Origin of the sequence: Atlanticothrix silvestris CENA357, assembly GCF_016056295.1 — a bacterium.
Classification (GTDB): Bacteria; Cyanobacteriota; Cyanobacteriia; order Cyanobacteriales; family Nostocaceae; genus Atlanticothrix; species Atlanticothrix silvestris.
On the sequence record NZ_JAECZB010000009.1, the window covers coordinates 31172 to 57047 of the forward strand.

Annotated in this window: 19 protein-coding genes and 1 pseudogene; 7 read left to right on the forward strand and 13 right to left on the reverse strand. The window is 40.7% G+C overall.

Going from position 1 to position 25876, the window contains the following annotated elements:
• Positions 1–8 precede the first annotated feature (8 nt).
• The 9 genes from I8751_RS06270 to I8751_RS06310 form a co-directional block, all read right to left on the reverse strand.
• Positions 9–1253 (reverse strand): class I SAM-dependent methyltransferase, encoded by a 1245-nt coding sequence (locus I8751_RS06270; protein ID WP_214438316.1) that lies wholly within the window; start codon positions 1251–1253, stop codon positions 9–11.
• A 25-nt stretch (positions 1254–1278) separates the two neighbouring features.
• On the reverse strand, positions 1279–2304 hold the full coding sequence (locus I8751_RS06275; protein ID WP_214438317.1) for an NAD-dependent epimerase/dehydratase family protein: 1026 nt from the start codon (positions 2302–2304) through the stop codon (positions 1279–1281).
• Positions 2228–3079, reverse strand: a complete 852-nt coding sequence (gene rfbF / locus I8751_RS06280; RefSeq protein ID WP_214438318.1) for a glucose-1-phosphate cytidylyltransferase — start codon at positions 3077–3079, stop codon at positions 2228–2230. The genes I8751_RS06275 and rfbF overlap by 77 nt, the downstream gene beginning before the upstream one ends.
• A gap of 1504 nt (positions 3080–4583) precedes the next feature.
• Positions 4584–5456 (reverse strand): SDR family NAD(P)-dependent oxidoreductase, encoded by an 873-nt coding sequence (locus tag I8751_RS06285; protein WP_214438319.1) that lies wholly within the window; start codon positions 5454–5456, stop codon positions 4584–4586.
• A gap of 682 nt (positions 5457–6138) precedes the next feature.
• On the reverse strand, positions 6139–7623 hold the full coding sequence (locus I8751_RS06290) for a hypothetical protein (protein WP_225893991.1): 1485 nt from the start codon (positions 7621–7623) through the stop codon (positions 6139–6141).
• A gap of 235 nt (positions 7624–7858) precedes the next feature.
• Positions 7859–8692, reverse strand: coding sequence for a class I SAM-dependent methyltransferase (locus tag I8751_RS06295; RefSeq protein ID WP_225893992.1), 834 nt, complete (start codon positions 8690–8692; stop codon positions 7859–7861).
• 159 nt (positions 8693–8851) lie between these two features.
• The gene (locus I8751_RS06300; protein ID WP_214438320.1) at positions 8852–10111 is read right to left on the reverse strand and encodes a glycosyltransferase; all 1260 of its coding nucleotides are present in this window, start codon (positions 10109–10111) and stop codon (positions 8852–8854) included.
• Between the two features lie 123 nt (positions 10112–10234).
• Positions 10235–11167 (reverse strand): class I SAM-dependent methyltransferase, encoded by a 933-nt coding sequence (locus I8751_RS06305; RefSeq protein ID WP_214438321.1) that lies wholly within the window; start codon positions 11165–11167, stop codon positions 10235–10237.
• 671 nt (positions 11168–11838) lie between these two features.
• On the reverse strand, positions 11839–12696 hold the full coding sequence (locus I8751_RS06310; RefSeq protein ID WP_214438322.1) for an acyl-CoA desaturase: 858 nt from the start codon (positions 12694–12696) through the stop codon (positions 11839–11841).
• A 187-nt stretch (positions 12697–12883) separates the two neighbouring features.
• On the opposite strand from I8751_RS06310, the gene I8751_RS06315 reads away from it, so the two are divergent.
• The 3 genes from I8751_RS06315 to I8751_RS06325 all read left to right on the forward strand — a co-directional run bounded on the left by I8751_RS06315 (position 12884) and on the right by I8751_RS06325 (position 16541).
• Positions 12884–14113, forward strand: a complete 1230-nt coding sequence (locus I8751_RS06315) for a TetR/AcrR family transcriptional regulator (protein ID WP_214438323.1) — start codon at positions 12884–12886, stop codon at positions 14111–14113.
• 273 nt (positions 14114–14386) lie between these two features.
• Positions 14387–14857 (forward strand): NUDIX hydrolase, encoded by a 471-nt coding sequence (locus I8751_RS06320; RefSeq protein ID WP_214438324.1) that lies wholly within the window; start codon positions 14387–14389, stop codon positions 14855–14857.
• A 313-nt stretch (positions 14858–15170) separates the two neighbouring features.
• Complete coding sequence (locus tag I8751_RS06325; protein WP_214438325.1) at positions 15171–16541, forward strand: alkaline phosphatase PhoX; 1371 nt, start codon at positions 15171–15173, stop codon at positions 16539–16541.
• A gap of 369 nt (positions 16542–16910) precedes the next feature.
• On the opposite strand, the gene I8751_RS06330 is transcribed toward I8751_RS06325, so the two are convergent.
• Positions 16911–17204 carry a GNAT family N-acetyltransferase gene (locus tag I8751_RS06330; RefSeq protein ID WP_225893993.1) on the reverse strand — a complete coding sequence of 98 codons (294 nt, stop codon included), beginning with the start codon at positions 17202–17204 and terminating at the stop codon, positions 16911–16913.
• 224 nt (positions 17205–17428) lie between these two features.
• Here I8751_RS06330 and argZ point away from each other — a divergent pair, with 224 nt between their 5' ends.
• From argZ to I8751_RS06345, 3 genes and pseudogenes are all read left to right on the forward strand, one after another.
• Positions 17429–19540 (forward strand): bifunctional arginine dihydrolase/ornithine cyclodeaminase, encoded by a 2112-nt coding sequence (gene argZ, locus I8751_RS06335; protein ID WP_214438326.1) that lies wholly within the window; start codon positions 17429–17431, stop codon positions 19538–19540.
• A gap of 36 nt (positions 19541–19576) precedes the next feature.
• Positions 19577–20080, forward strand: coding sequence for a DUF2085 domain-containing protein (locus I8751_RS06340; RefSeq protein WP_214438327.1), 504 nt, complete (start codon positions 19577–19579; stop codon positions 20078–20080).
• Positions 20070–20222: pseudogene (locus I8751_RS06345) on the forward strand (DUF2887 domain-containing protein); the annotation flags it as partial. The gene I8751_RS06340 and the pseudogene I8751_RS06345, both read left to right, overlap by 11 nt.
• Before the next feature lie 58 nt (positions 20223–20280).
• Here the strand turns inward: I8751_RS06345 and I8751_RS06350 are convergent.
• From I8751_RS06350 to I8751_RS06360, 3 genes are read right to left on the reverse strand one after another with little or no spacing between them, the layout of a single operon-like run.
• The gene (locus I8751_RS06350) at positions 20281–20919 is read right to left on the reverse strand and encodes a Uma2 family endonuclease (RefSeq protein WP_214438328.1); all 639 of its coding nucleotides are present in this window, start codon (positions 20917–20919) and stop codon (positions 20281–20283) included.
• Between the two features lie 42 nt (positions 20920–20961).
• Complete coding sequence (locus I8751_RS06355) at positions 20962–22251, reverse strand: TAXI family TRAP transporter solute-binding subunit (RefSeq protein WP_214438329.1); 1290 nt, start codon at positions 22249–22251, stop codon at positions 20962–20964.
• A 39-nt stretch (positions 22252–22290) separates the two neighbouring features.
• Entirely contained in the window at positions 22291–24114 is a 1824-nt protein-coding gene (locus tag I8751_RS06360; RefSeq protein WP_214438330.1) for an N-acetylmuramoyl-L-alanine amidase, read from the reverse strand.
• Positions 24115–24201: 87 nt separating this feature from the next.
• On the opposite strand from I8751_RS06360, the gene I8751_RS06365 reads away from it, so the two are divergent.
• On the forward strand, positions 24202–25839 hold the full coding sequence (locus I8751_RS06365; protein ID WP_214438331.1) for a CTP synthase: 1638 nt from the start codon (positions 24202–24204) through the stop codon (positions 25837–25839).
• The last annotated feature ends 37 nt before the right edge of the window (positions 25840–25876 follow it).

Here is a 25876-nt window from a genome sequence, read left to right on the forward strand (position 1 = left end):
TATGATTACTAAAGAATTTTGGGAGTTGGTATAGGAATAATAAATTTACCGCCCTGCTGTTTATATGCTTCTTGTTGCTGCATGATTTCCTCAGCAAAGTTCCAAGCCAGAATTAAGACATAATCTGGCTTATCTTCTAAAAGCTTGGAAGGTGCAAAGATAGGCAAATGATTACCGCCCATATAGCGGCCTTGCTTGAAGGGATTCAAATCTACTACATAATCCAGTAACTTTTGATCGATGTCTGCGTAACTCAAGAGGGTTGTAGCTTTTGCTGCTGCACCGTAACCAGCAATTCGTTTTCCTTGTTGCTTCAAATTTACTAGAATATCTAGCAAAGCGCTTTTAATGGTACGGATGCGATCGGCAAAGTTGCTATAGTAATTAAATTTATCTACACCTCGCGCTGCTTCTGTCTGCAACAAAGACTTGACTGATTCATCAACCGCTTCATGGTGTCCCACAAACAGGCGCAAAGAGCCGCCATGAATTGCTGTGCGTTGCACATCATTGAGAAACAAAGAGTGTCTTCTCAACAATCTATCCAAAGCAGTTACTGAAAAGTAGCATAGGTGCTGATGATAAATTGTGTCAAACTGGCAATGATCCACTAAATCCACTACATAAGGTACTTCAATCACTGCCACGCCATTGGCTTTTAATAGAACTTTCATCCCTGCCACAAAGCCGTTGAGGTCGGGCACATGAGCTAAAACATTATTTGCTAGAAAAACATCAGCTAAGTTTCCCGATGCTCGCAGTTGCTCGGCCAAGTCCTTAGTAAAGAAAGTACAAATGCTAGGGATACCAGCTTTCTGAGCTACTTCAACAGGCCCGACTGCCGGGTCAATACCTAACACAGGAATGCCTCTGTCTACAAAGTTTTTCAACATATAGCCATCGTTACTAGCGGCTTCAATAACTAGGCTGTTGCTGTCAAGTTTATGCGATTCAATAATTTCTAACGCGCTCTGGCGAAAGTGCTTCAGCAATGAGGAAGAAACTGAAGAAAAATAAGGATAATCTCGACAAAAGAGAATTTCTGGCGGCACAGTTGTTGTAATTTGCACTAGCCCACTGCTGGGAGAAAAGGCTAGCTCTAAAGGAGCAGTATACTCTGGTTGACCTAGCTGGTCTTTGGTGAGCAATGCATCTGCTAGTGGTGTGTTACCGAAGGAAATAATTAACTCCAAGTCATCAATACCACTTGCACGACAAGGCGGCATCAAATCAAGAGCGATCGCATCTATCATAGTTGCTTGTTTTTCTTGCTAGGGGTTAAATTTTCCAGCGCAGGGTGGTGTCTATTTGTCTTTTTCTAAGTAATTCTCGGATATGTGCAATCCGTTTATACTTTTGTCCTTCAAATTCTTCCAAGGTCAAACCGACTTTCTGATAGGCTCTGTAAAGTTCTTTTGCTCCTTTGTAGGCATCCCATTGGGGTTGAAATTCTGGTAATGTACGTATAATTTTGCTACAATCAACACGATAACAACGGCGATCTTTCCCTGCATCTGGAGCATATTCAATATCACAGCCAGGAATCGTTTGTTGAACGATTGTCGCTAAGTCCCGAATGCGATAGTTATCTTCGTTGCGTCCCACATTGAAGGCTTGATTATGTATAACCTGACGGGGAGCGTGCAATACACTCATGAAGGCACGAGAGATATCTTCAATATGGACAATGGGTCGCCAGGGAGTGCCGTCACTTTTAATATAAATTCTGCCAGTAGCAAAGGCCCAAGCTACTAAGTTGTTGAGTACCAAATCAAAGCGCAGGCGGGGCGAGACACCGTAAGCAGTGGCGTTACGTAAAAAAGTAGGGCTAAAGTTGTCATCGGCTAATTGGCTAATATCTCCTTCAGCCCTGACTTTGGAGATGCCATAAGGTGTAATTGGATGAAAAGGTGATTCTTCATTCAACCAGCCTTCTCCACCAGCACCATAGTTACTACAGGAAGAGGAAAATACAAATCTTTCAACTCCCACCTGTTTGGCTAACTTTGCCAGTCTTACAGAGGCAACGTGATTGATTTGGTAAGTTAAATCGGGATTTAAGTCTCCTAAAGGGTCATTAGAAAGGCCTGCCAGATGTAATATTGCCTCGAAACCCTCCAAATCGGATACTTCGACATCGCGGATATCTTTTTTCAATTCAGGGATGTTCTTAATCCCCTCACCAAAAGTGCTACCTGCAAACAAATTACTATCTAATCCTACAACCTCATGCCCTGCTGCTAAGAGCATAGGAATCATGACCGTTCCAATGTAACCCTGGTGTCCCGTTACTAATACTCGCATCTTGTTCTTCCCAGATTTTCCACGGTGCATTACCACTTTGCCAAAGACTGTCTAGGCGGCGCTTATCACGTAAGGTATCCATACACTGCCAGAATGAAGAATGCTTGTATGCCATCAGCTGACCGTCTTGGGCTAATCTCTCTAGAGGTGTTTTTTCCCATTGAGTGTCATCTCCGTCAATGTAATCAAAGATCTCTGGTTCTAGGACAAAAAAAGCACCATTAATCCAGCCTTCGCGGGTTTGTGGCTTTTCAGAAAATTCGACAATTTGATCACCATCTAACTCCAGATGACCAAACCGGGCTGGCGGTCGTACTGCTGTTAAGGTAGCGAGTTTGCCATGAGAGCGATGGAATGCCAGCAGTTCATGCAAATTTAAATCGGAAACTCCATCACCCCAGGTGAGCATAAAAGTCTGATTGTCTACATAGGGAGCTAGCCGTTTGATACGACCACCTGTGTTGGTGTTAAGTCCGGTATCAACTAACTCAACTATCCAGTTTGGTTTGTAACCCCCATGCATTTTAAATTCGCCAGTTTGTAAGTTGACAGTGAGGTTACTGTTCAGAGAACAATAGTCCACCATATATTTTTTGATGACTTCAGCTTTATAGCCAAGAGCGATCGCAAAATTATTGAAGCCATAGTGGGCATAATGCATCATAATGTGCCACAGGATGGGCTGCCCACCAATTTCGATCATAGGCTTAGGTTTGCTTTCAGTTTCTTCAGCCAGGCGGGTGCCTAAACCTCCAGCCAGAATTGCAACTTTCATAGTTGAATAATTAGATCGTTGTTGAAATTAATTTGAGATACTGTTGTAACTATTCCCGCTTGAATCATCCCTCAAGCAAATATGCAATGCTGGTTTTGCAAACATGGCTTTTGATACCTAGCATTCGACTTTCCATATCACACCGTTACTCGTAACTCACTAACGGTTGAGCTCTGTGGATTCCTTGCAAGGGAGGAAGCGGCATGTGAATTAAAGTTGGGATATGAGGCATCAACCTGATGGGCTTTTTTAACCTGCTCGTTAAAAAAGAGATGAGAGAGCTGTAGTGCTTAAAAATCGGCGTTGCTGATTAATGGGATGATTTTTATCTCACGCAAAGGCGCAAAGGGTAAGAGTTGTCAAAGTTAAATTTTAATCATTTCATCCCGCACTTATGCAATACCAAAAAATCTGATCGGGATCGCAAACATGGTTTTTCAGCAGATGTTGTACTGTTTCTTTGAAAACCAAATTAACAGGCACATTAATTTTATCTTGAAGTTTGAGATACTTAGCAAAGACCGAACCATAAGCTGTAATATAGCAGTTCTCGCTTAGGTGCAGTACAGTTTTGATCTCTCTCCAAACCTCTCTCCTTTTAAGAGAGAAGCTTTGAGTTTTACTCCCCAACGCTAGTAGCGAAGGGGCTGGGGGTTAGGTCTGTATTCTGTATTCCATGCAATTAAAAACTGCTATAATCAAACCGACCACATCTCGTGGTTGCCCCCAATCGATGTAATACAGTCCTTTGTAATCGTGGAGAAACGAGCCTACAAAAATTTAGGTGCTACTTCTTAGACGCGCTTTTATGGGAGACCTAACCCCAATCCCTAAAAGGGATTTGGAGATAATTTAAAGCTTCTCTCTTTGCAAGAGAGAGGAGGAGACATAATAACTTCTCCTATAATCGACACTGCATGAATGGTGGGCGAACAAAACTTTTCAAAACAAAGAAGTTTTCCATATCCGGTGAAAAGGCAGATCCAGAAATAGTTATAAATAAACTAGGAAAACACATTGCTAATTTAGATATAACCGTGTGGGTATGTACTTCATGCGTGAATATTATCAGTCGCACACCACAATAATCAATGGAAATGCAACAACATTTATTTACCAAAAATTTTATTGGTTAAATAAGTATAAAATAATAAAATAAACTAATAAAAATAACAAGCCAATCCGTGTCTACGCTCTGGCAATATAGGTGGTTCTGGTTGGGGACTACCCATTACATCTGCGATCATTTTTGCACATTAAAGTAGTTCAGACGTTATGAGCCAATCAAGTAAATATACTATATTGATTATTAGCCTGCCTTCTAAATAGGTAGTAAGTAATGGACAAAATACATTTGTTAATTACCATGATGGTTATCAATTAGTAAATTTGTTCAGAAATTCACTTAACATTTTTGAATGTTACAAAAATGTAGTATGATTTAACAACAAAGTTTGAATTTTGTATAGACACAGAATGGCTTACCGTAAGATAGCGGTATTAATCACCCACGTTTATCAACTACAGACTTGATCATTCTATCATCCATACACCGTTGCTTTTCTACACGCATTCGGTTAAATTTTGGTATATCAATCCATCGATAAATTGCATCTACAAATGGTGAATATAATTGTCCAATTGCAAATAGTAATCTCGTAAAACATTCTGTTATTAGTTCTTGATTAACAATTATTTCTGCCTTATTTTGCTTAATAGCTCGGATTACAGCATTCGCTACATAAGTTGGTGTAGATTTACCAGCTAATTGTGGCGCAATGGAGCTATTTTTAGCAACTGACCCTATTGGAGATATATACCCTGGACAAATTACAGACATCTCCACTCCGGTACCAACCAATTCTTGCCGCATAGCATCACTCCATATAATCAAACCTGCTTTACTTGCAGAATAAGTACTGCTATAAGCAACTCCTTTTTTACCACCTAAAGAAGCTATATTTACAATGTGTCCACTACGCTGTTTCAACATATTTGGCAAAAACAAACGGGTTAATTCAATGGGAGAAAGTAGATTTACTTCCAACACTGACTGGATTTCATCTAAAGAATAATCGGTAAAAAACTGACAAATTTCTATGCCAGCATTATTAATTAATATATCAACTTTTCCCACAGATTGATGAATCAAGTATTTGAGAGTTGACAATTTATTTACATCCTTAAGATCAAAGGGGATGCTGATGCTTTTGCCGCCCAAAGCCGTGATTTCATCACATGTTATATCTAGTTCTGCCTTGGAGCGAGAAACACAAACGACAGTTGCTTTTTCTATCGCCAGGGCACGGGCAATATATACTCCCAAACCGCGTGAAGCACCTGTTAGAAGTACTGTCTTACCTGCTAAATTTGTCATAAATAACTCCTTATTCTGTTATTGTTAACACTCTTGATAAAAGTCGAAATTTAGAACTGTTTTTGAGGTTCTATTATTTAAGTACAGCTACTTTTAACTTTCCCTGTTTAGACCATGCTTTAAAAATAAGTTTGTTATCCTACTGAAGCCTTTACAGCATCAAAGAAACTAAAGCTTTGTACACTCTTCAGGTTTCGTTTTATCAATTTTGAATTATTTATATAATATGTTACTGAGATACTCAATTGCAACTCATATGCAACACATTGAGGATATGAAGAATTGGCATTGATAACTATTAGTAATGAGTCATTTGTTGTAAACACAAATGACTCATTACAACTTATTTTAAAATTTAAATACTTAGTAGCTTAATACACGTTTAATATAATAAAAATTTCGACAAACAATTATTATTAAATTTACTTAATTTTATCAAGTTATCTATTTAATATAACTTTGACTTCTCTCAAATTATTATAGTTAGAGGTGACTGTTTGACATGATAAAAAAAGTGATCATTCTTGCAATATATCAGGTTCCAACCACCTAGATTACAAGAGCGATCGCAATTGCATATCATAATAATTTAAAGTTTGCAAAACCCTTTTAAACTAATATTTAATTGATTTTAAGCGTTAAACATTAGTTTCTCTGAGCAACATTATCTATATTGCTAATTTTACCAAAAAGCTTTTGCTTCTTTCCCTTCTAATACGTCAGGATTTTGTATGCTCCTCTTCTTGATTTGTCGATATGTAAAAAAGGCAATGATCAAAAATTTTAGTTTTTTAACTATTGTAAATAAATTATTGTTTGTATCTATTATATGTTTAAAAATTTCAATTTTTTTTGTCAAAGGTAGCCACCAAGGTAAGCCATCATCTACAATTTTTTTAATGTTATGCTCTCCATATAGTAATTTCAATCCTTGAACAGAATTAGTCCATCTATAGATTTGTTCTATCCAAGCTTTTTTTGGCGGATTATCTGTTGTCATATCTGTAACTTTAGGGGTTCTATTTGTAGCGACAACATCTATCAATATGTCGCCTTTAAAGCCTGCATATTCTGCCAAGATAGTGAGATGAGAGTCTTCACATCGACTTCCTGGATAACTTTCGGCAATCACTGTTAACAAGCTAATTATGATATCAGTTTTACCAAATGTACCACCTCCAGGTTTAGTCATAAAACTGCTAAATCTACCGTGAACAATATCTAAAAACCATTGAATAGGAGGCAAATCTTCGCTAAAATTAGGCACCAAGACCTCAAGTTTATCTAACATAGCTTTTTGATAAACTAAAAATTTATGTTTTACACCCAAAATATCTATACCCGACTGATTTTTTAGCTGATTTATGATTATTTTCAAACCGTTAGAATCTGGCTCGATAAATGAATACTTATGCTCTACTAAAAATTGAGATTCAGCATCAAAAGTTACTAAAATTGCAGGTGGTATCCACCCATTATCTATACTCTTAATCAGTAATGAGCCATAAATATCTCCCAGAACTCGAATTTTACCTGCTGAGTATTGCCCCTCTTGTTGATGAACAACAAATATCCTATATTTAGTTGGAGGAAAGTCAATGTTAGTTATGCAATAGGGTTTACCTTCGCACATTAAATTGTCAAATATTTTAGCTGGAGTGTTATTTGCCACTTTTTCTCCAGTATAAAGATGAATCACTTGGACATCTGGACGCAAAGTAAAACGATCAATAACAGCCGGACATTCAAAACCATTGTTGAGACCGATTATTATATCAGCCATCATTTCTATTTCAGAGATTTGTTGGATAATTTTTGGGATAGTATAGGGTAAATAATTTTCAGCACCTTTAGCAGCTGCTACTATTCCTAATATTCTTATATGGTCAAAAGTATTGTTAGTTTTAGCTTGAATCCATGCTCTGTAAGACAAAACATTTTTTACGTCCGCTTCTAACGTTTTGTCTTGTTGTTTGCGTAATGTAAGTCCTGGTTCTCCTAAAAATTTATTAGAGAAATCATATTTTAATGATAGCTTAGTCAACATCATTGCTTTGATCCTTACCTTGCCAATAATTAAATATTCAAGTTTTACTGTGCCGTATTCTCGTTTTATGAGCAGGTTTGCTAGATAAAAATATTGGTTATCAGTAGTGACAACCAACATAGTTTTTCCTCTATTATTTAACTTGGTAGTATGGAATCATGACGCTCCTACCACTGTCATATTTAAGTACTGTATTATTTCTAACGACAGCAGATAGTTAAGCGGAATTTTTTATTTTTTAGACATTCTCTTAGTGCTATTTAATCAATAACCACTATCTTTAATATGCATGATCATGTAAAACAAAAAGAGCAAATAAATAGGTTAAATGAGCGCATCTTTATTCAAAAGCTCATCAAATTTTGAAGTCATTTAATTTCATCAAATGTAATCCATACATACTTTGAAACCTTGGAAATAGCGACATCATCAACCGTTCTATAAAGGGAAATCTATTTAAGTATTGAGGAAAATCTGCTGGAATATAGACTGAACGATGTACCTGATACCTTGAATCCCAAGCTTGCATTTCCTGAATATTGCGAATTCCCCACTGGAACTGAGCATTTGTATATTTAACTGCATCGAATCTACGGCGAATTTTGATTAAAAATGGGGAGGTGGCATCAAATAAAATCCACGAACCCGGAAAGTTTTCTGCCAATGTTTTAAATATATTTTTAACCTGCTGCTCAGAAAAATAAAGTAAAACACCTTCTGCAATAAACAACATTGGCCCATTGCTTAAGCTTTTCACTTGATCTATCCACTCTGTTTCCAATATTGAAGCTGAGATGAAACGATGGCGATCGCTTTCTTGAAAAAAGCGTTTTCTGACAGCGATTGTATCAGGTAAATCTAGATCAAACCAGTGTAAACTTCCATCATCTAATCGTTCAAATCTATTATTCAGACCTGTACCAATTTCTAAAACTGAGGTCTGGGGATGGGTTTGTAAAAATTGTGTAACTATCTCATCGAATGCTCTATTACGAAGACATATTATAGCTTGAGAGCTTTTTTCTTGGGAGAATTTATGAAAATCATAGTCGATTTTAGCTAGGATAGTAGCAGCTTTTGAGTCAATCAAAATGGGATCGATTTGGTTCATCTCACACGCTCGTGCCCAAAGTGTAATTAGCAGCGTTTCTTGAATAATGCCCAAGCTGACAGTATTTGTATTAATCATTGTTATTTGTAAAAAATGGCGGGGGAGTTGTTATCTACTGAGATGTTGTATCGCTTGTAAGCATATTGTGAGATTTTTCATCAACACAGCTTGCTGATTTCATATTTGCAGCTGATTTATTGACGATGATGCAACATTGAAGTTATGGAAATTTGTACTTCAAAGTGAAATGTTAGTGTCTAGTGATTTATTCGAGTGTCGATAAGGATAGTATTTAGTTAAACGAACATTCCAGGCATCTTTGATTTGATAGGTTATGCCACGCCACTCGACACTTTGCGCCAACATCGCTGCTATAGTAGTGACTGCATAAACCAACTGTGTTAGCGGAATTGCTAGCAATATTTTTGCTATCATCACGACTGAAAAACTCTCCGTCAGTTCGCCCCGCGCTCGGAGTACTTGTCGCACGCCTTGCTCCCCTAATACCAGTAGTAAAGCCATTCCCAAAATATAGCTGATAGCTCCACCTGCAATCACAATCGCAGCATCAAAGTTACTAGTTATTAAAGCAATCACTAGCATTGGAGGGATCATGAACAAAGCTAATGTGCTAATGAATACGGCACTAGCAATCACAGTCCAGTTGGGATTATAGAGTCGCGCAACGAGTAATTGGCGTGTAATAAAGCGCAAACATTGGGCAAAATTACACTCCTCGCGGTTGCTCATCATAACTGAGGGTACAAATTTGACCTTTAAGCCAATTTCTCGCAATGCTTTGTGAATGGGGGTATCAACAGAAACTCCGTGTTTCCATGTTTCCAGCAGCTGCGCTTTGCGTAAGACTGAAATTTTTAATGCCATTGAGCCTCCCCAAGGGCATTGGTAGACATACATAAAGGTGACAGCTGCCGCGTTCCACACATATCGAACTAGCGTACCCCACTTTCCAATTTGCGGTATGTACCAGCGATTTCCTGTGGTGGCTCCGACTTGCTTATCCGCTAAAGGTGCAACCAATTCACGCAGCCAGTTAGGATGAGCGACAACATCAGCATCTAATAGAGCCACCACATCATAAGAATCGTCTAGTTGTGAGATGGCTTGAACTAATGCGCTACATTTGAGACTGCAAGTGTCGTGTCGAAAGATTAAAGGGTTGACTTGGACATGTGTTGCTTGCTCTTGCAAGATCGTATTATTGACAATTTCCCAGGCTGGGTCTTCCTGACTATCAATGACAATGTGTACTTTATACTGTGGGTAATTCTGGTTTAACAGAGCATGGACACAGTTAGTTAAAAACGGATCGGCACCTCGCAGGGAAAGAACGATTGCAGCTTTAGGTAATGATTCATCCTGCACAGGCTCTGGACTTGGTGAATGGAATAATGATACTAAATTCAGCACTTGTAGGGTCTGGTAAATCACTAAACCTGCTAGAATGCCAAAAATAATCATTGCTAATTCGTTCATATTGCCGATAATCCTGTCAGTTATCGAAATAAAAATCTTATTCCAAGAAGCTCATAATGATGAGTTTTTCTGCGCCAATTTAATTACGCGTACTGCAAAGCTGAGTCTTAGGTATTTGCCTAATCAGCTCTTACGGAACATAACTGCCATTCCAGTTCGGAAACTCAACCAATAACCAAAAAGAGAGTAGAACCAAAATTTGTAGGAAGTCAGTGCTTTCCAAGGTTGAATAGATTCATAAACAACGTCAATCGATCCATCAAAAAGATTTTGGTACTGATTAAAAGCGCGAGTGTTCATGCTAAACCAGGGTGTATCGTAATAAGAACGATCAAAGAAATCTACAGATTTCCACCCTTGGAGATGCCCTAAAGATTCAAGAATTTCACGAGTGTAGATATGAAGATGATAGGGGACATGCACCTGATTATAAAAATCGGATACATCGGGTCGAGTAAGATCAAGATGAGCAGCATTTGGTGTGCCAATTAGAATATATCCACCAGGTGCAAGTAAACTATCTAACTCAGATAATAGTTCATTAGGATCTTCAACATGTTCAATCACTTCTTGGAGCAAGATATAATCGAATGGCCCATGTTGTAATGTTGTGCGATCGCCAAAGCCGTCTTCAGGAGCATAAAGGTCGTAACCATGACAATTGGTAAAGCCTTGTTGTCGCAAATATTCTAGGAATAAACCATTAGCACAGCCATAATCAAGTAATGAATGACTCTTGGAAAAGCCATGTTTTGTCATTCTTCGGGTAAGATTTTGAAAAATTAAGCGGTATTGCCATGTGAGTTTTGCCTGGGCAATAGGATATTTTGCGTAGTAGTGTGGCAGATCAACCACTTCTAGACAATTAATCGTCTGACATTTTGGGCATCGCCAAACATTGAAGGTTTCATTTTTAAAAGCTCTAAGATTACAAGCAAAAGTTGCAAATGCAGATTTGTTATTCTCATTTATTGAGTGATTACAAACTATACATTGAACGCGCTTTTTACTAGTTTGCTCGTTGTTTTCTTGGGTTTTTAAGATACTCTTGATCATCTGTTTTCACCCTAAATTCCAAAATTTTTCAATAACTTCATTGGACAAATGGTAAATTTCTTATCCAGATTCCAACCCTTGAACTAACATGTGGAAGATTTTTGACAAATTCATAATTTCTCAAAAGTTCTCAAAAAGAACCCTTAGAAAAAATAAAGGTTATAATCTTCTACTATGGTCATCATTTTATAGACACTATAAAGAAGTATCTAGCAACGTTTGCAGATATCAGTAGCAATGGGAAATGCAGTTGAAACTACATTCATTTGGCTAAAAACTTGAATGCTATTTCATCATGCCGTTGAATAATGATGGCGTTGTGATTTGTATTCATACTATGGCAGTGAGATACTCAACCGCAACTCACATGCAACTCGTGTGCAACAACATGACAATTTCAGGAATTTACCTTTAAATGCGTCTTCATTTCTGATGTTGAACTAATCAAAAAAATTGCCAAGCCGACTGCTTATCTTGCTATCGGCTTGGCAATTTCATTGAATCCCATTGTGTGTTTATCGACAATTTATTGGGCTTCTACGCCCTTATCTGTAATTGCGTCACACTTTCACATTAACTTTGAAAGGCTTGTAGTGAATGCTTGGAAGCACTGAAATGCTGACTACAAAATTTTTATATGCAAGTGTTGGTTGCATCAATACCAACAATTGTTAACCTTGACTTGCACCTTGAGGGGGATGCGAGACGACCTTTTTAGCTAATCCCAAAGTCTTTAATAACTGGATGCTCCACCAAGTAATATCAATCTCCCACCAAGACAATCCAGATTTCGCCATGTGGGGATAAGTATGATGGTTGTTGTGCCATCCTTCGCCATAGGTTAAAAGGGATACCCACCAAAGATTACGAGCTCCATCATTGGCCTCAAAGGTGCGATAGCCCCACAGGTGGGATGCAGAGTTGACAAACCAAGTGGAGTGCCAAAGCAATACTGATCTGACAAACATGCCGTAAATCACAAAAGACCATCCTCCTAAGGCATACAGCAGTAGCCCCAAGGGAATTTGCAACAGTAAGAAGTAGCGATCTAACCAGCGATAAAATGGTTGTCGTGCTAGGTCAGGCGCATATTTTTGATAGACTTCATAATCAAAGAACTCAGGACGCGGGTAAAAAATCCACAGTATATGGCTCCACCAAAATCCTCGCTGAGCAGAATAGGGATCTAGATTGACATCTTCAGTGTGGGCGTGATGCTGGCGGTGTCCCCCAACCCAGAAAATCGGCCCTCCTTGAAGAGCTAAGGCTCCGATAATGGCGATCGCATATTCCAACCATTTAGGTACTTGAAAACTCTTATGACTGAGTAGTCGATGATATCCCAGACAAATGCCAATGCTCCCAAAAAGCCAGTGAAGAAATACCAACAAGCCTAATGCTGACCAAGAGAAAAACCAAGGAGCTAGGAGCGCTAAAGCATGAAATGCCCCAAAAAATGCCACATTTGTCCAATTTAACCGAGGCGAGTTTCCTCTCTCAGTCGCGATCGCCTGAAGTTGTGCAGTCATAGAAATTCCTGTTGATTGATGATAAAGTCACTTGCTTTTCCTTCGGTTTTTTCTTTTGGTGCAACTCTATTAGGCATTTACCCATTCTGCACAGCAGTTCGTTAAAGTAAAGAAGAGCAAGTATCACTTACATTTGGTATGCTAACAATTTTCTTGATTCTATGCAAGTAGCACTTGCATGATTTTTATGTCTTCACAACCTCTTTCTGCTCGTCAACGCCTAATTCGCTCAGCACTTGAGTTGTTTACTGCTCAAGGAGTTAGCGCCACTACAACGCGCCAAATTGCCGAAAAAGCTGAAGTCAACGAAGTCACTCTCTTCCGGAATTTCGGTAATAAACATGGATTGCTTTTGGCAGTGCTAGAAGAATCTGCCGCCTTCAAAAATTTAGGTGAATCCCTTGTACAGCGGGCAACTCCTCCTGGTAATGTTTACCAAGCGCTAAAAGATTATGCAAGTGAAAGCTTACATGCACTAGAACGAGTTCCAGAATTTGTTCGGTCTGTCGTTGGTGAAGCCGATCAATTCCCTGCCGAAAATCGCCGGGCTTTAGGACGAGGGCTAACAGAAGCAAACCGCTATGTAGCCCAGTATTTGGCTGCTGTGATTCAGCAGGGAGACTTAAATACTTATCTACCCGCAGAAAAATTAGCTAGTTTACTCAATGGCATGATTTTGGGATACGCCGTTATTGAATTTACCAGTGAATTTCACGAATTGTGGGAAAGTCGGGATGATTTTTTAGAAAATTTAGTGGAATTGTTTTTACATGGAGCGATGTCACACCCAGAAAAATCAGCAACAGTTAGCTTAGCAGGAAGCATGATTACCAGGGAAGTAATTGATTTACCTGCTGTTTTAGTCCACGAAATTCTCCGACAAGCCAAAAGATTGGGAATGCAAGATTATGCCTTGGCTTATATATTATTTGGGGCTGGATTATCTGCCTTAGAAATAGTTAACTTGGAGCGATCGCACCAAATCTATGATCCTCAAGGACACTTTTTGCAAATTACCACCCCAGGATTTATCCGCCAAGTACCTGTAAATCAGTGGATTTTGGGCAAACATTATGGTTCCTACACCAACAATCCTTTAATCAAATGGCTGAAAAGTCGTAAAGATGCTCACTCTTGCATGTTTCTTAACGAAGCAGGTACACCAATTTCAGAATCAGAGATTTTGGGACGCTGGGAAACGTGGACTCAGGGACTATTAACACCCCAAGGACAACCACCAGCGATCGCTCAAGCACAAAATACCTGGTGTGTAGAAATGTTAATGCGAGGGATGAGCTTAGAAAATTTGAGTATTTTGACAGGCTGCGATCGCACTCAACTACAACCTTATGCCAAGAGAGCCAGAGAAAAAGCGGCACTAGAGCAAGCAACACATTTAGATCACAAACCCGCATAAGTAGAAAGGTGTAAATATTTGTAGTTGAGATGAGGGTTTTAGCATTGTTTATCTTTCTTAAGATAATTGTATTTTTCCCCACCGACTTACTTAGTAGATCTCTACCTTATAGTAGTTGGCTAATAGGGGCTTTAACATCGACACTTTCTGAAGTCAGATCTTCAGATTTGATGAACAAAAACATATCTTCTTCAAAATCCATCTGGCATCAACTTCCTGATTTATGAAGTCAGAATTGTACATTAAGACTGAATTACAAAGGATATATGTCCTATGAGTCGAAAAGTCAGCAAAACTTTTAAACAGTCCGGGGTAATTCCTTATCGAGTTCAAAACGGAAAAATTGAAATCTTGCTGATTACAAGCCGCGATCGTCAAAAATGGGTAATTCCCAAAGGAGGGATTTCTAATGGCATGAGTCCGCCAGCTTCAGCAGCAAAAGAAGCATGGGAAGAAGCTGGGGTCATTGGGCAAGTAAATATCAATAAATTAGGTACTTATAAATATCGCAAACGAGGAAAAAGTTACCAAGTACAGATATATTTGATGCCTGTAGAAATGGTATGTGAAGAATATCCAGAAGTTGGTAAAAGGCAACGCCAATGGCTAGATTTTACTAAAGCCATCATGTTAGTTAAACAAGCTTCACTTCAACGAATCATCCTGAAGGGGATTTTTCAAACCAAACTTCATTTTTGTGTGTTATCTCTGGTGAAATACTATCAGCGCTCATCTTGCGGATAGGCGTAGACATATATCCCGTTGGACTCCAAGAGTTTTAAAGACGGGATTTTCTAGCTCCATTATATTGAGGTAAAGGAGGTAGCGTTTAACCAACTGTCTGCTTAAGGATAGATTTGCGATCGCCCCTTCTAGATTTTGGTTTCTCGTTGTTCGCTATTACACACTTTTTTTGCATTTACAGAGTGTTTATTTATACAATAAATTTGTTATTGTATAAATAACCCGTAGTTAAACTAGCGATTATCTAAGCTTAATCTAAACTAAATAGCTTTCACTTAATCCCTGCATTTTCAAGAAACAAAGATTAAGCAGAATGGCATTTTCAAGACGCAGATTTCTCTCATTAGCCGGTGCTAGCGCAGCTGGTGTCTCCATGCTTTCGCCCTTGGAAGCTTTATATGCAAGGGCTGCTCGTGGTCAAGTTGCACGAGGAGTTGGTTATGGTTCATTAAAAGCAAAACTGCCAGAAAATGCAGATGAACTTGTTGGTATTATTCTGGGTGGATTTAACTTAGGAACCACTCCCTTACTAGAACTTCCTCCCGGATTTAACTACACCGCAATATCTTACACAGGCCAACCTATGGATGATGGGAACAGAGTTCCAGGTTCTCATGATGGCATGGCTGCTTTCTCTGGCCCTAACAACACTACAATTCTGGTACGAAACCACGAGTTGAACCCTACTGCTAATGGTGCTATCGCACGCCCCGAATTTGTATATGACCAAATCGGAGGAGGCACAACAACAATAGTTGTTGGTAATAACCGTCGGGTAAGAAAGCATTTTGTATCTCTGGCGGGGACTATTCGTAACTGTGCCGGTGGGCCAACTCCTTGGGGTTCTTGGGTTAGTTGCGAAGAGAATCTAACTCTTCCTGGAAGTGGTGGAGCTACCAAAAAGCATGGTTATAACTTTGAAGTTCCGGTAACAGATGAGATTAAAGTTGCCGAGCCAATTCCCCTCGTAGCAATGGGTCGCTTTAACCATGAAGCCGTTGCAGTTGATCCGGCAACTGGATGGGTCTATCAAACAGAAGATGAAGGAAGTAGCTGCTTCTATCGCTTCCGTCCTAATGAATATGGCAATCTCCGCAGTGGTGGAGTACTTGAGGCGTTAGCTATTGACGGAATGTTTAGAGTTAATACTCGCACCAATTTCCTTCAATATAAAAACCAACCACTGCCAGTCCAGTGGGTGACAATTGATACTGTTGATCCTGTTACTAATAGCTCCACTATTGCTGTAAGGACTCAGGGGCAAAATAAGGGTGCAGCCATCTTCTCACGCGGTGAAGGTTGTTGGTATGGCAACGGCTTGGTCTATTTTACTTGTACCAATGGTGGTAATGTAGGGCAAGGACAGGTTTTTGCTTATGATCCCAGCAACGATACTATCACCTTAGTTGTGGAGTCTACTAATAGTGAGGAGCTGAACGCCCCCGATAACATTACTGTGGCTCCTTTTGGAGACCTTTTTGTGTGTGAAGATGGTAGCGGTACAGAATACGTTATCGGCGTTAACCAGCAAGGTGAACTGTATCGGTTTGCAACAAATGCTATTAATGGCAGTGAATTTGCTGGTGCTTGCTTCTCGCCCGATGGTCACACATTGTTTGTCAATATCCAGTCTCCTGGAATTACCTGTGCGATTTGGGGCCCTTGGACACGCCGTCGCAGTTAAAGGTGATACACCCTGTCAACTAGGGTAAAGATTTGTAGTAGTCAAATAGTGGATTGAGATTACGCTAACAAATTCTTGGTTGGTGTATGAGTATTTGAGGTGTCAAAAGTTTTACTTAATGCCTCACTCATAGCCATAATCTAGCGTGAAATCTATTTGTTAAATATCTGACGGTTATTTGTAATTATAATCGTCAGATTTTCCCCACATCATATTGCCAGGTCTTTCTTTCAAAACAAGGAAACAGTCCAACATTAAATTTGTTTTTGCAAAAAATACCTTTTATAACCGGGAGGAAAATCCTCCAATACACCAAAAATTTTATACCCCAAACGCTCGTAAAAGCCCAAAGCCTGAAAACTAAAAGTGTCAACCACGCTCTTTAGCTGTTTGCTCGGCTTTGTACATCAATTCCCGTCCGTATCCCTGACCTCGCAGCGTATCCAAAACCCCCAAATGTGAGATAAACAACCATCCCCATTGTGTTTCGCCAACTAGACCCCCAACAATATTACCTGTGGCATCTCGAATCAAAACTGCTAGAGGATACGCTATGTCTTTCTCTGTTTGGCTATTGTTGTTGTAATCAAGAATATTGCCAATTACAGCCTGAATATCTTTTAATTCAGGATTATCCTCAACTGTTATTGTTAGTTTTGCCATTGGAAGTAATCAGCACTGAATGGCGGTACAATATCATAAAATTGTACTTTCTGCCTCATATTTTTGATTCTTTTGTCCCAGTGGGTAATAGAATGAAAAGCGAAGCCTTTGTGCTACCTTTAACTATCAAAAGGTAGAGGGTTAGTAACAGATTAAAAATTGGCAAAACAAAAAATCTGTATTCAAAATAGGCTTGTAGCATCTAAAACGCTCTTAAAATTTTTATGACTTCCCGGATTCGCTTTTTGATGTGCGCCCCTGACCATTACGATGTGGACTATGTGATTAATCCTTGGATGGAAGGGAATATTCACAAGTCATCGCGCGATCGCGCCGTCGAACAGTGGCAAAAGTTACACCAAGTCCTCAAAGATCACGCCATTGTAGATTTAGTAAGACCTGAGAAAGGTTGGCCAGATATGGTTTTTACCGCCAATGCTGGCTTACTACTAGGAGATAATGTTGTTCTAAGTCGCTTTTTACACAAAGAACGTCAAGGAGAAGAACCTTACTTCAAACAATGGTTTGAGGAAAATGGTTACACAGTTTATGAACTGCCTAAAGATTTGCCCTTTGAAGGAGCCGGAGATGCACTCCTAGACCGCGAAGGACGCTGGCTATGGGCAGGATACGGCTTCCGTTCGGAATTAGATTCTCACCCTTATCTGGCTAAGTGGCTAGATATTGAAGTACTGTCTCTACGATTGATTGATGAGCGCTTCTATCATTTAGATACTTGCTTTTGCCCCCTGGCTAACGGTTATTTGCTCTACTATCCCGGTGCTTTTGACGCGTATTCTAACCGCTTAATCGAAATGCGAGTAGCGTCAGAAAAACGGATTGCAATTGCCGAAGCCGATGCGGTCAACTTTGCCTGTAATACGGTGAATGTGGATAGTATCGTGATTATGAACAAAGCCAGCGATGCTTTAAAAGCACGCCTAGCAGATGTTGGTTTTAGAGTCATTGAAACGCCCTTGACCGAATTTCTCAAAGCTGGTGGCGCAGCTAAGTGTCTCACTTTACGGGTAACAGAGCCAGTACGGGCAGAAGTTCATGCCAATGTCTCGGTAGAAAGTCGGATTCTGCGAATTGAAGGACACTTACTTGATTCTGGTTTAATTAACCGTGCTTTGGATCTGATTATAGATTCTGGTGGTAGTTTCCAAGTATTGAACTTCAACTTGGGAGAACAACGGCAAAGTACATCAGCCGCTGAGGTGAAGGTGTCAGCACCTTCCCATGAAGTGATGGAAGAAATCATCTCCCAGTTGATTGATTTGGGTGCTGTGGACTTGCCGCAAGATGAACGAGATGCCAAACTAGAGCCTGTGATTCAAGCTGGCGTAGCTCCTGATGATTTCTACGTGAGTACGATTTATCCCACCGAAGTGCGAATTAACGGTGAATGGATGAAGGTAGAAAATCAGCGCATGGATGGCGCGATCGCAATTTCTCAAACTCCTAATGGTTTAGTTGCTAGGTGTAAAATTCTGCGCGATTTAGAAGTAGGCGATCGCGTCATTGTAGATGTCCTAGGTATCCGCACTATCCGCAAACCGGAATCACGAGAACAACGCAATACTCAAGAATTTAGTTTTATGTCCGCAGGAGTTTCTAGCGAACGCCGCGTGGAATTAGTTGTAGAACAAGTGGCCTGGGAATTACGTAAAATTCGTGACGCTGGCGGTAAAGTAGTTGTCACGGCGGGGCCTGTAGTTATTCATACTGGTGGCGGTGAACATCTATCGCAACTGATTCGAGAAGGATACGTACAAGCGTTACTTGGTGGCAATGCGATCGCAGTCCACGATATTGAGCAAAATATCATGGGTACTTCCCTCGGCGTGGACATGAAGCGGGGTGTCGCTGTGCGTGGTGGACACCGCCATCACCTCAAGGTAATTAATACTATCCGCCGTTTTGGCAGCATTGCCAAAGCAGTTGAAGCGGGAGTAATTAAAAGTGGTGTGATGTATGAATGTGTCCACAATCATGTACCTTTTGTACTGGCTGGTTCCATTCGCGATGATGGGCCTTTACCTGATACCCAAATGGATTTGATTAAGGCACAGGAAGAATATGCCAAACACCTAGAAGGTGCGGAGATGATTTTGATGCTCTCATCAATGCTGCACTCGATTGGAGTGGGGAATATGACACCCGCTGGTGTAAAAATGGTATGTGTGGATATTAATCCAGCTGTTGTTACCAAATTAAGCGATCGCGGTTCTGTAGAATCGGTGGGTGTAGTGACAGATGTCGGGTTGTTCCTCAGTCTGTTGATTCAGCAATTGGATAAGTTGACAAGTCCATATATTTCTAAGGTAGGTTAAATCTCACGCAAAGGCGCAGAGGCGCAAAGGAAGAGAATGGCAAGAGTCGCTACCAGGAAAGAGTTGCAGGTTAATTGGGTAAGTTGGTTTGCTGATTTTCTATTGGTGGGGATGGTTTTTGGCCCCCCGTTTGCTCCTTTTCTGGCTGCGTCTGGGGTGTCTTTGCTAACGGGTATTGCGGACATCATTTACTTCATGGGTAATCATGTATGTCCGCAACCAGATATGGGGTTAGATTTAGTACCCCCGTTTCTTATGGCTGTATGTATGCGTTGCTACGGTACTGTCACGGGTTTACTAATGATTCGCCTGTTGTATGGGGTGACTGGCGGTAAGGGTTTTTATTGGTTAAGTCAGTACGGCTGGAATGGTGCAGCCTTAGCTAGTGTGTTGATGATGGCTTATCCTTTGGAATTAGCAGCGCAAATTTTTGGCTTGTGGAGTTTTAATAATTACGTGGTTACACCTTTCGGGTTAATTACGGGTTTAGCATGGGGGTTGTTTACGATGCCAATTTTACACGGTTGGCATGAAAACTGACTCTATTTTTTATTAGTTATTTCAAAACTTCCCCAACATATTTTTTGAGTTAATTGGTGAATCTGCGACAACTGGTAATGCTTATAAATTCACATCAATTGAAATCAAACAAACTGCCTTTCGCATTGATGGTTTATTTTTATCTTAATATTGATTCTTTACGTATTTCAATGCGAATATTGAGATAACTCCACTACTATTTATGATTGTGCCAACTGCTCTCTTACCCATTGCCGCACATGACAAATTAAACTTGTCTCACCCATCGTTAAACTTAACTCCAAAAACGACCTCAGCACACCAACACTAAACATCGGCAACACTAACGACATCTCAAGGGGTTGATAGTCATCATTGACCAAACTTGAAATCGTCAAAATCTCTCGATCAAAACACCATACCTCCGGCACTCCCAGCGCCGCATAAATCCCCATGCGATTCATCGAACTGTTTGTACTATCAACCTCAATCGCCAAATCTGGAGGCGGATCAATTGTCAAATCGATCGCATCTTTACCGCGCACTGCTAACTCATTTTGAATGTAATAGCACTCATCTGGCTCTAAACCCTTTTGTAAGTCTTCTCGTGTCCAAGTTGTAGAGCCTAAACTACGAATTTCAATTCCTATCTCTTCTGTCATAACTTCAGCAAAGCGACCAAGTAATTTCTTAAAAGTTTCGTGTGGCGGTAGCGGCATCATAATCTCCAAGATTCCACCATCATAAGTTAGCCGCATTCCTGGTTGCGACTCCAAATCTCGCACCAAATTCCGATAGGTGTCCCAGTGAATACCTTGAAGTATGGTTATATTTGTAGGCGAAGCGATCGCAGTATTCATAGTTTTCTCCTTTAGCTAATACGCTAAATGCTTAACGGATTTCTATGGAAGGCGAGAGATTGTGCTTGTTGTTAACCAAATTTTACGATCGCGCATGGCTGACATCGCCGCTTCCCAAGTGAAGGTAAATGACTGAAACGATTCTGGTGTAATTCGATCTTTGTCTAAAGATTCGACAACTTTCTCAAATTTATCTAACAACTCAGCACGAATGCTTTCTAGGGTATCGATATTTGAGCAAGTTTCAATTTGTTTGAGGAGTTGGACAATATCTTGATTGTAGTCATCACCACGATTTTTTTGTATCTTCTCAATTTGCGCTTTTAACTGCCAAAACCAAGACCCCAAGAGTAATACAACTGTTAGTATTAATCCCAAATATTCGGCATTCTCTTGAATAAAGTTAGGTTTTTCACGGTCATAATAAGCAGTTGCACCTCTGTGGAGTGGTAAACCAGTCCCGCCAACTGTTTGGGGAGGACTAATGTTTGCCGCTAAAGACATTTTCCTCGTCAACTCTTGACGATACTCATACAAAATAGAGGTGACTTGGCGGATAATATTACCATCGACTACTTTGGAAGCCAAAAGCGTTCTTTGCACAGTTACAGTGGGTAAATCTGTAGCTGGAATTGGAGGATTTCCCTGATAAGCTCCTTTGGGGATAAATGCTGGTTCAATAGCTGGTTCATTAATTTTCATCGCCGCAGCTTGGTCGATTGGTACTAACCTACCACCGCTGTTTTGCACAAGTTCTTGGATGGATTGATTACCTGGGGGACGGACGCGAAACACTGCATCTACTTGTTGGTTACGAAAAGCTGCATCAGATGCTTTCTCTGATATGGCTTTGTATGTAAAATCGCTTGGTACAAGACGATAATGTTGAGCCAGCAACCAGAATGATTGGTATTGACCACCTCCTTGTGGTGGTAAAGCAATACGTTTACCTTTTAGATCTGCAACTTGCTGGATACCAGATTTATCAGTCACAATCAGTTGAAATGCGTCTGAAAACAAATTGCAAATTAATCGAGCTGAGGGAAGGGTGGGAATATCAGCTTGTGCGGTAGCCAGTTGCGCTTTGTTGTCTTCGAGTAGTTGGATATTTTCTTCTGTCCCTTTGGTTTCTAGAAGTTGGATTTGAATTTTCGGCTCATGTTTGGCGATGACTTGGGCGATCGCCTGACTTAAAATATAACTTTCCCCTTGTTTCGATCCCGCTGCGATCGTCAAGCGATGCACTTGGTTGAGATCGATAATGAAATGTACTGCCAGAAATATTGTCAAGCCAAGACTCAACAGCAAAGGAATCAGCAGCCTACGGTTCATTATAATTACAGACGTTTTTGCAAAATATATCTATAAATTTTACCGCACACTGCCAAACCATTCAGTAATTCCTTGGGCGATCGCTTTTGCTAGTTTCTTCTGTTCTTGAGAATTTGTTACCCATTCAAATTCGTTGGGATTGCTCATAAAACCTAATTCCAACAATACCGATGGTGCAGCTTGAGGACGTGTCAAGGCTAAGTTATTCCAAAACACACCATAAGAAGGTCTACCAAGTTTTTTGACTAGATAGTTTTGCATGAATATAGCAAGGTTATGAGCTTGGGGATGATACCAAAAAGTCCCAACTCCTTTGGTGTTTTCGGCATCACCATCATCAGGTAGAGAATTGTAGTGTATCGATAAGGCGATCGCAGGTTCTTCTTGATCAATAATTGCCTGACGCTCTGGTAGGGAGAGATCTTTATCGGTGTCTCTGGTCATAACTACCGTTGCCCCTAACTGTACCAAATTGTCCCGCAAAAGCTTCGAGACCGCCAAATTGACATCTTTTTCTAAATACCCAGTTGGCCCCGCAGCCCCAGATTCTTTGCCACCGTGTCCGGGATCAAGTACAATCTTGATACCAGATAAAGGCTTTTGGTTTTTACGCCCAATTGTCGGCGGATGACGCAAAGCTAAAACCAGGGTTGTACCGTCGTATCTCAGTTTATATCCCCACTGTTGAGCTTTTTTGAGGTTAAAGGTGTATTGCACCTGTTCCGGAGCCACCTGCTGCCAATCTAGACGAGAAATTAAAGGGTCATCATCTAGACGAATAGTGTCTGTTTGGGCAGTAGTGTTGTAAAGTGTGAGGGTGAAATTTTGATCACTTTGTTGCACGCTCACGGGTACAGGAACTTGTAAAGGAAAAACGATCTCCGTTGCTCTAGGAAGTTGACGATATCCGACACTGCGAATAATTGTGCGTGGCGGAACAGCACCAGGAAGAATGCGAGTCTCTTTACTATTAATCCAGGCTCCATAATCTAGGCGGAACCATTCACCTTCTTTGCCTGTAACTGCTGCTCTTGTTCCTTGAGGCAGTGGGGTCAGCCGAGAATAATCGGTACTAGGGCCAGTGCGTGCTACGCCTGCATCTGCTACCACCTCAGCAACAGGCAACTGTGCAGGTGAGAGAATTTGAATTTTACCAGCCCCAGGTTGAGTTATCGTTTTACCATTGAGTGTGAGTCGAAACTGAGGTTTTCCCAAATCTACCTCTTTACTTGCATCTGGCACAACAGCGCCTGAGGTGATGTTGTTACCGTAAATCAGGGTTTGAGAAACAAGTTGTTGTACTGTAGTGCAACCTTCATACTTTCCTACGGTAGACTGGGCAGTAGGCCGATTTCGCCCGGTGAGAGCTGCCAAATTACTTGGTAGTTGCGCCTGCTGAGGTTGGGGTAAAAGAGCAACAGTTTGATTAGCCAAATTGACAGATACACTGGCATTGGGGGGTGCGATCGCTTTAAAACAAATTAGTTCCCCTGGTAGTCTGGCTATATCGGCTGCTGGAGTGAGAGAACCTTTAGCAAAGGCTAACCCCTGTGGTAACTCAGGCTGAGTAGAAAGCCTGATCACCTTAATCTGAAGTTCTTGATTTTGGTGACGTACAGTAAAAAGATTCTCTCCTAACCGCAATGGTAAGCTGGGAGAAAAATAACCGGCCTGGCTACGATTTATTGGCTTACCATTGATGAAAACCTGATCATTCGGTGGGGCACTACCAAGAAAGAAGATTTTTTCCGCAGTTGTCTGGTGGTTTGTCTGGGGAAAAACGACTACAAGAGATGACTCTGCCAATGCAACGGAGGAGGTTACTATATAGCCTGATATTACTAATCCTAAAAGTTTTTTCACGGCAAACGCACAAAAAGATTTCACCACAGTTGAGTGTGGCACAATGACGGGATGTATTTTGAAAAGTTGCTAAAAAATCAAACTACTATGACTAAGTTTATTTTTGTAACTGGAGGTGTGGTTTCCAGTATCGGCAAAGGCATTGTAGCAGCAAGTCTGGGACGTTTACTCAAATCACGAGATTATTCGGTGTCGATCTTAAAGCTCGACCCCTATATTAATATCGACCCAGGTACGATGAGTCCCTTTCAGCATGGAGAGGTATTTGTTACCCAAGATGGTGCTGAAACAGATTTAGACCTGGGGCATTACGAACGTTTTACCGATACTTCCATGTCGCGGTTGAACAGTGTTACCACTGGCTCGATTTACCAAGCGGTAATTAATAGAGAGCGTCGCGGTGACTACAATGGCGGCACGGTGCAGGTTATTCCCCACATCACCAATGAAATTAAAGAACGGATACTGCTAGTTGCGAAAGATACTCAACCAGAAGTATTAATCACAGAAATTGGCGGCACGGTAGGAGATATTGAATCACTACCGTTTATGGAAGCTATCCGCCAATTACGTAAGGAAGTGGGACGGCAGAATGTGCTGTATATGCACGTCACATTATTGCCGTGGATTGCCTCCGCTGGGGAAATGAAAACTAAGCCAACCCAGCATTCTGTTAAAGAACTGAGATCTATTGGTATTCAACCAGACATTTTAGTTTGTCGGAGCGATCGCCCGATCCCTCTCGGATTAAAACAAAAATTGTCAGAATTCTGCGATGTGCAGGAAAAATGCGTGATTACTTCCCAAGATGCCAGCAGTATCTATGAAGTACCCCTGACTTTGGAACGGGAAGGACTGGCACAGCAAGCGCTGGAATTGTTGCACATGGAACAGCGCCAACCGAATCTGATGCGTTGGCAAACAATGGTAGAACGGTTGTATAGTCCCAAATACACTGTGGAAATTGCCATTGTTGGCAAATATGTCCGCTTAAGTGATGCCTACCTCTCGGTTGTGGAAGCACTACGCCATGCAGCGATCGCTACTTATGGGGATTTGCGTTTACGCTGGATAAATTCCGAAGATTTGGAAACTGAAGCAGTTGAAACTTATCTTGCGGGCGTAGATGGTGTACTTGTGCCAGGAGGCTTTGGGATTCGGGGAGTAGATGGCAAAATTGCCGCAATTAAATATGCCCGCGATCGCCAAATTCCTTTCTTGGGCTTATGCCTAGGAATGCAATGTTCCGTTATTGAATGGGCTAGAAATGTGGCAGGACTAGTCAATGCTAATAGTTCTGAGTTTGACCCCTCTACCAACTATCCAGTCATTAACCTGTTACCAGATCAACAAGACGTGGTTGATTTAGGCGGCACAATGCGTCTAGGTGTGTATCCTTGTCATATTCTTCCCAACAGTCTTGCCTTTAAGCTTTATCAAGAAGAAGTGGTTGAAGAACGCCACCGTCATCGGTACGAGTTCAATAATAATTACCGCCAGATGTTGGTAGATTCTGGGTATCTTATTAGTGGTACTTCTCCTGATGGACGCTTAGTCGAAATTGTGGAATATCCACAACATCCCTTCTTTATATCTTGCCAATTTCATCCAGAGTTTAAATCGCGTCCCAGTAATCCACATCCTTTATTTAAAGGATTTATGTCAGCTGCGATCGCCCGCACTCATCCAACATCTAGCTTACAAACACCTGTGGAGGTATCTTAAATTAATTCGTAATGACGCTCAAAGACTCGCTAACGCT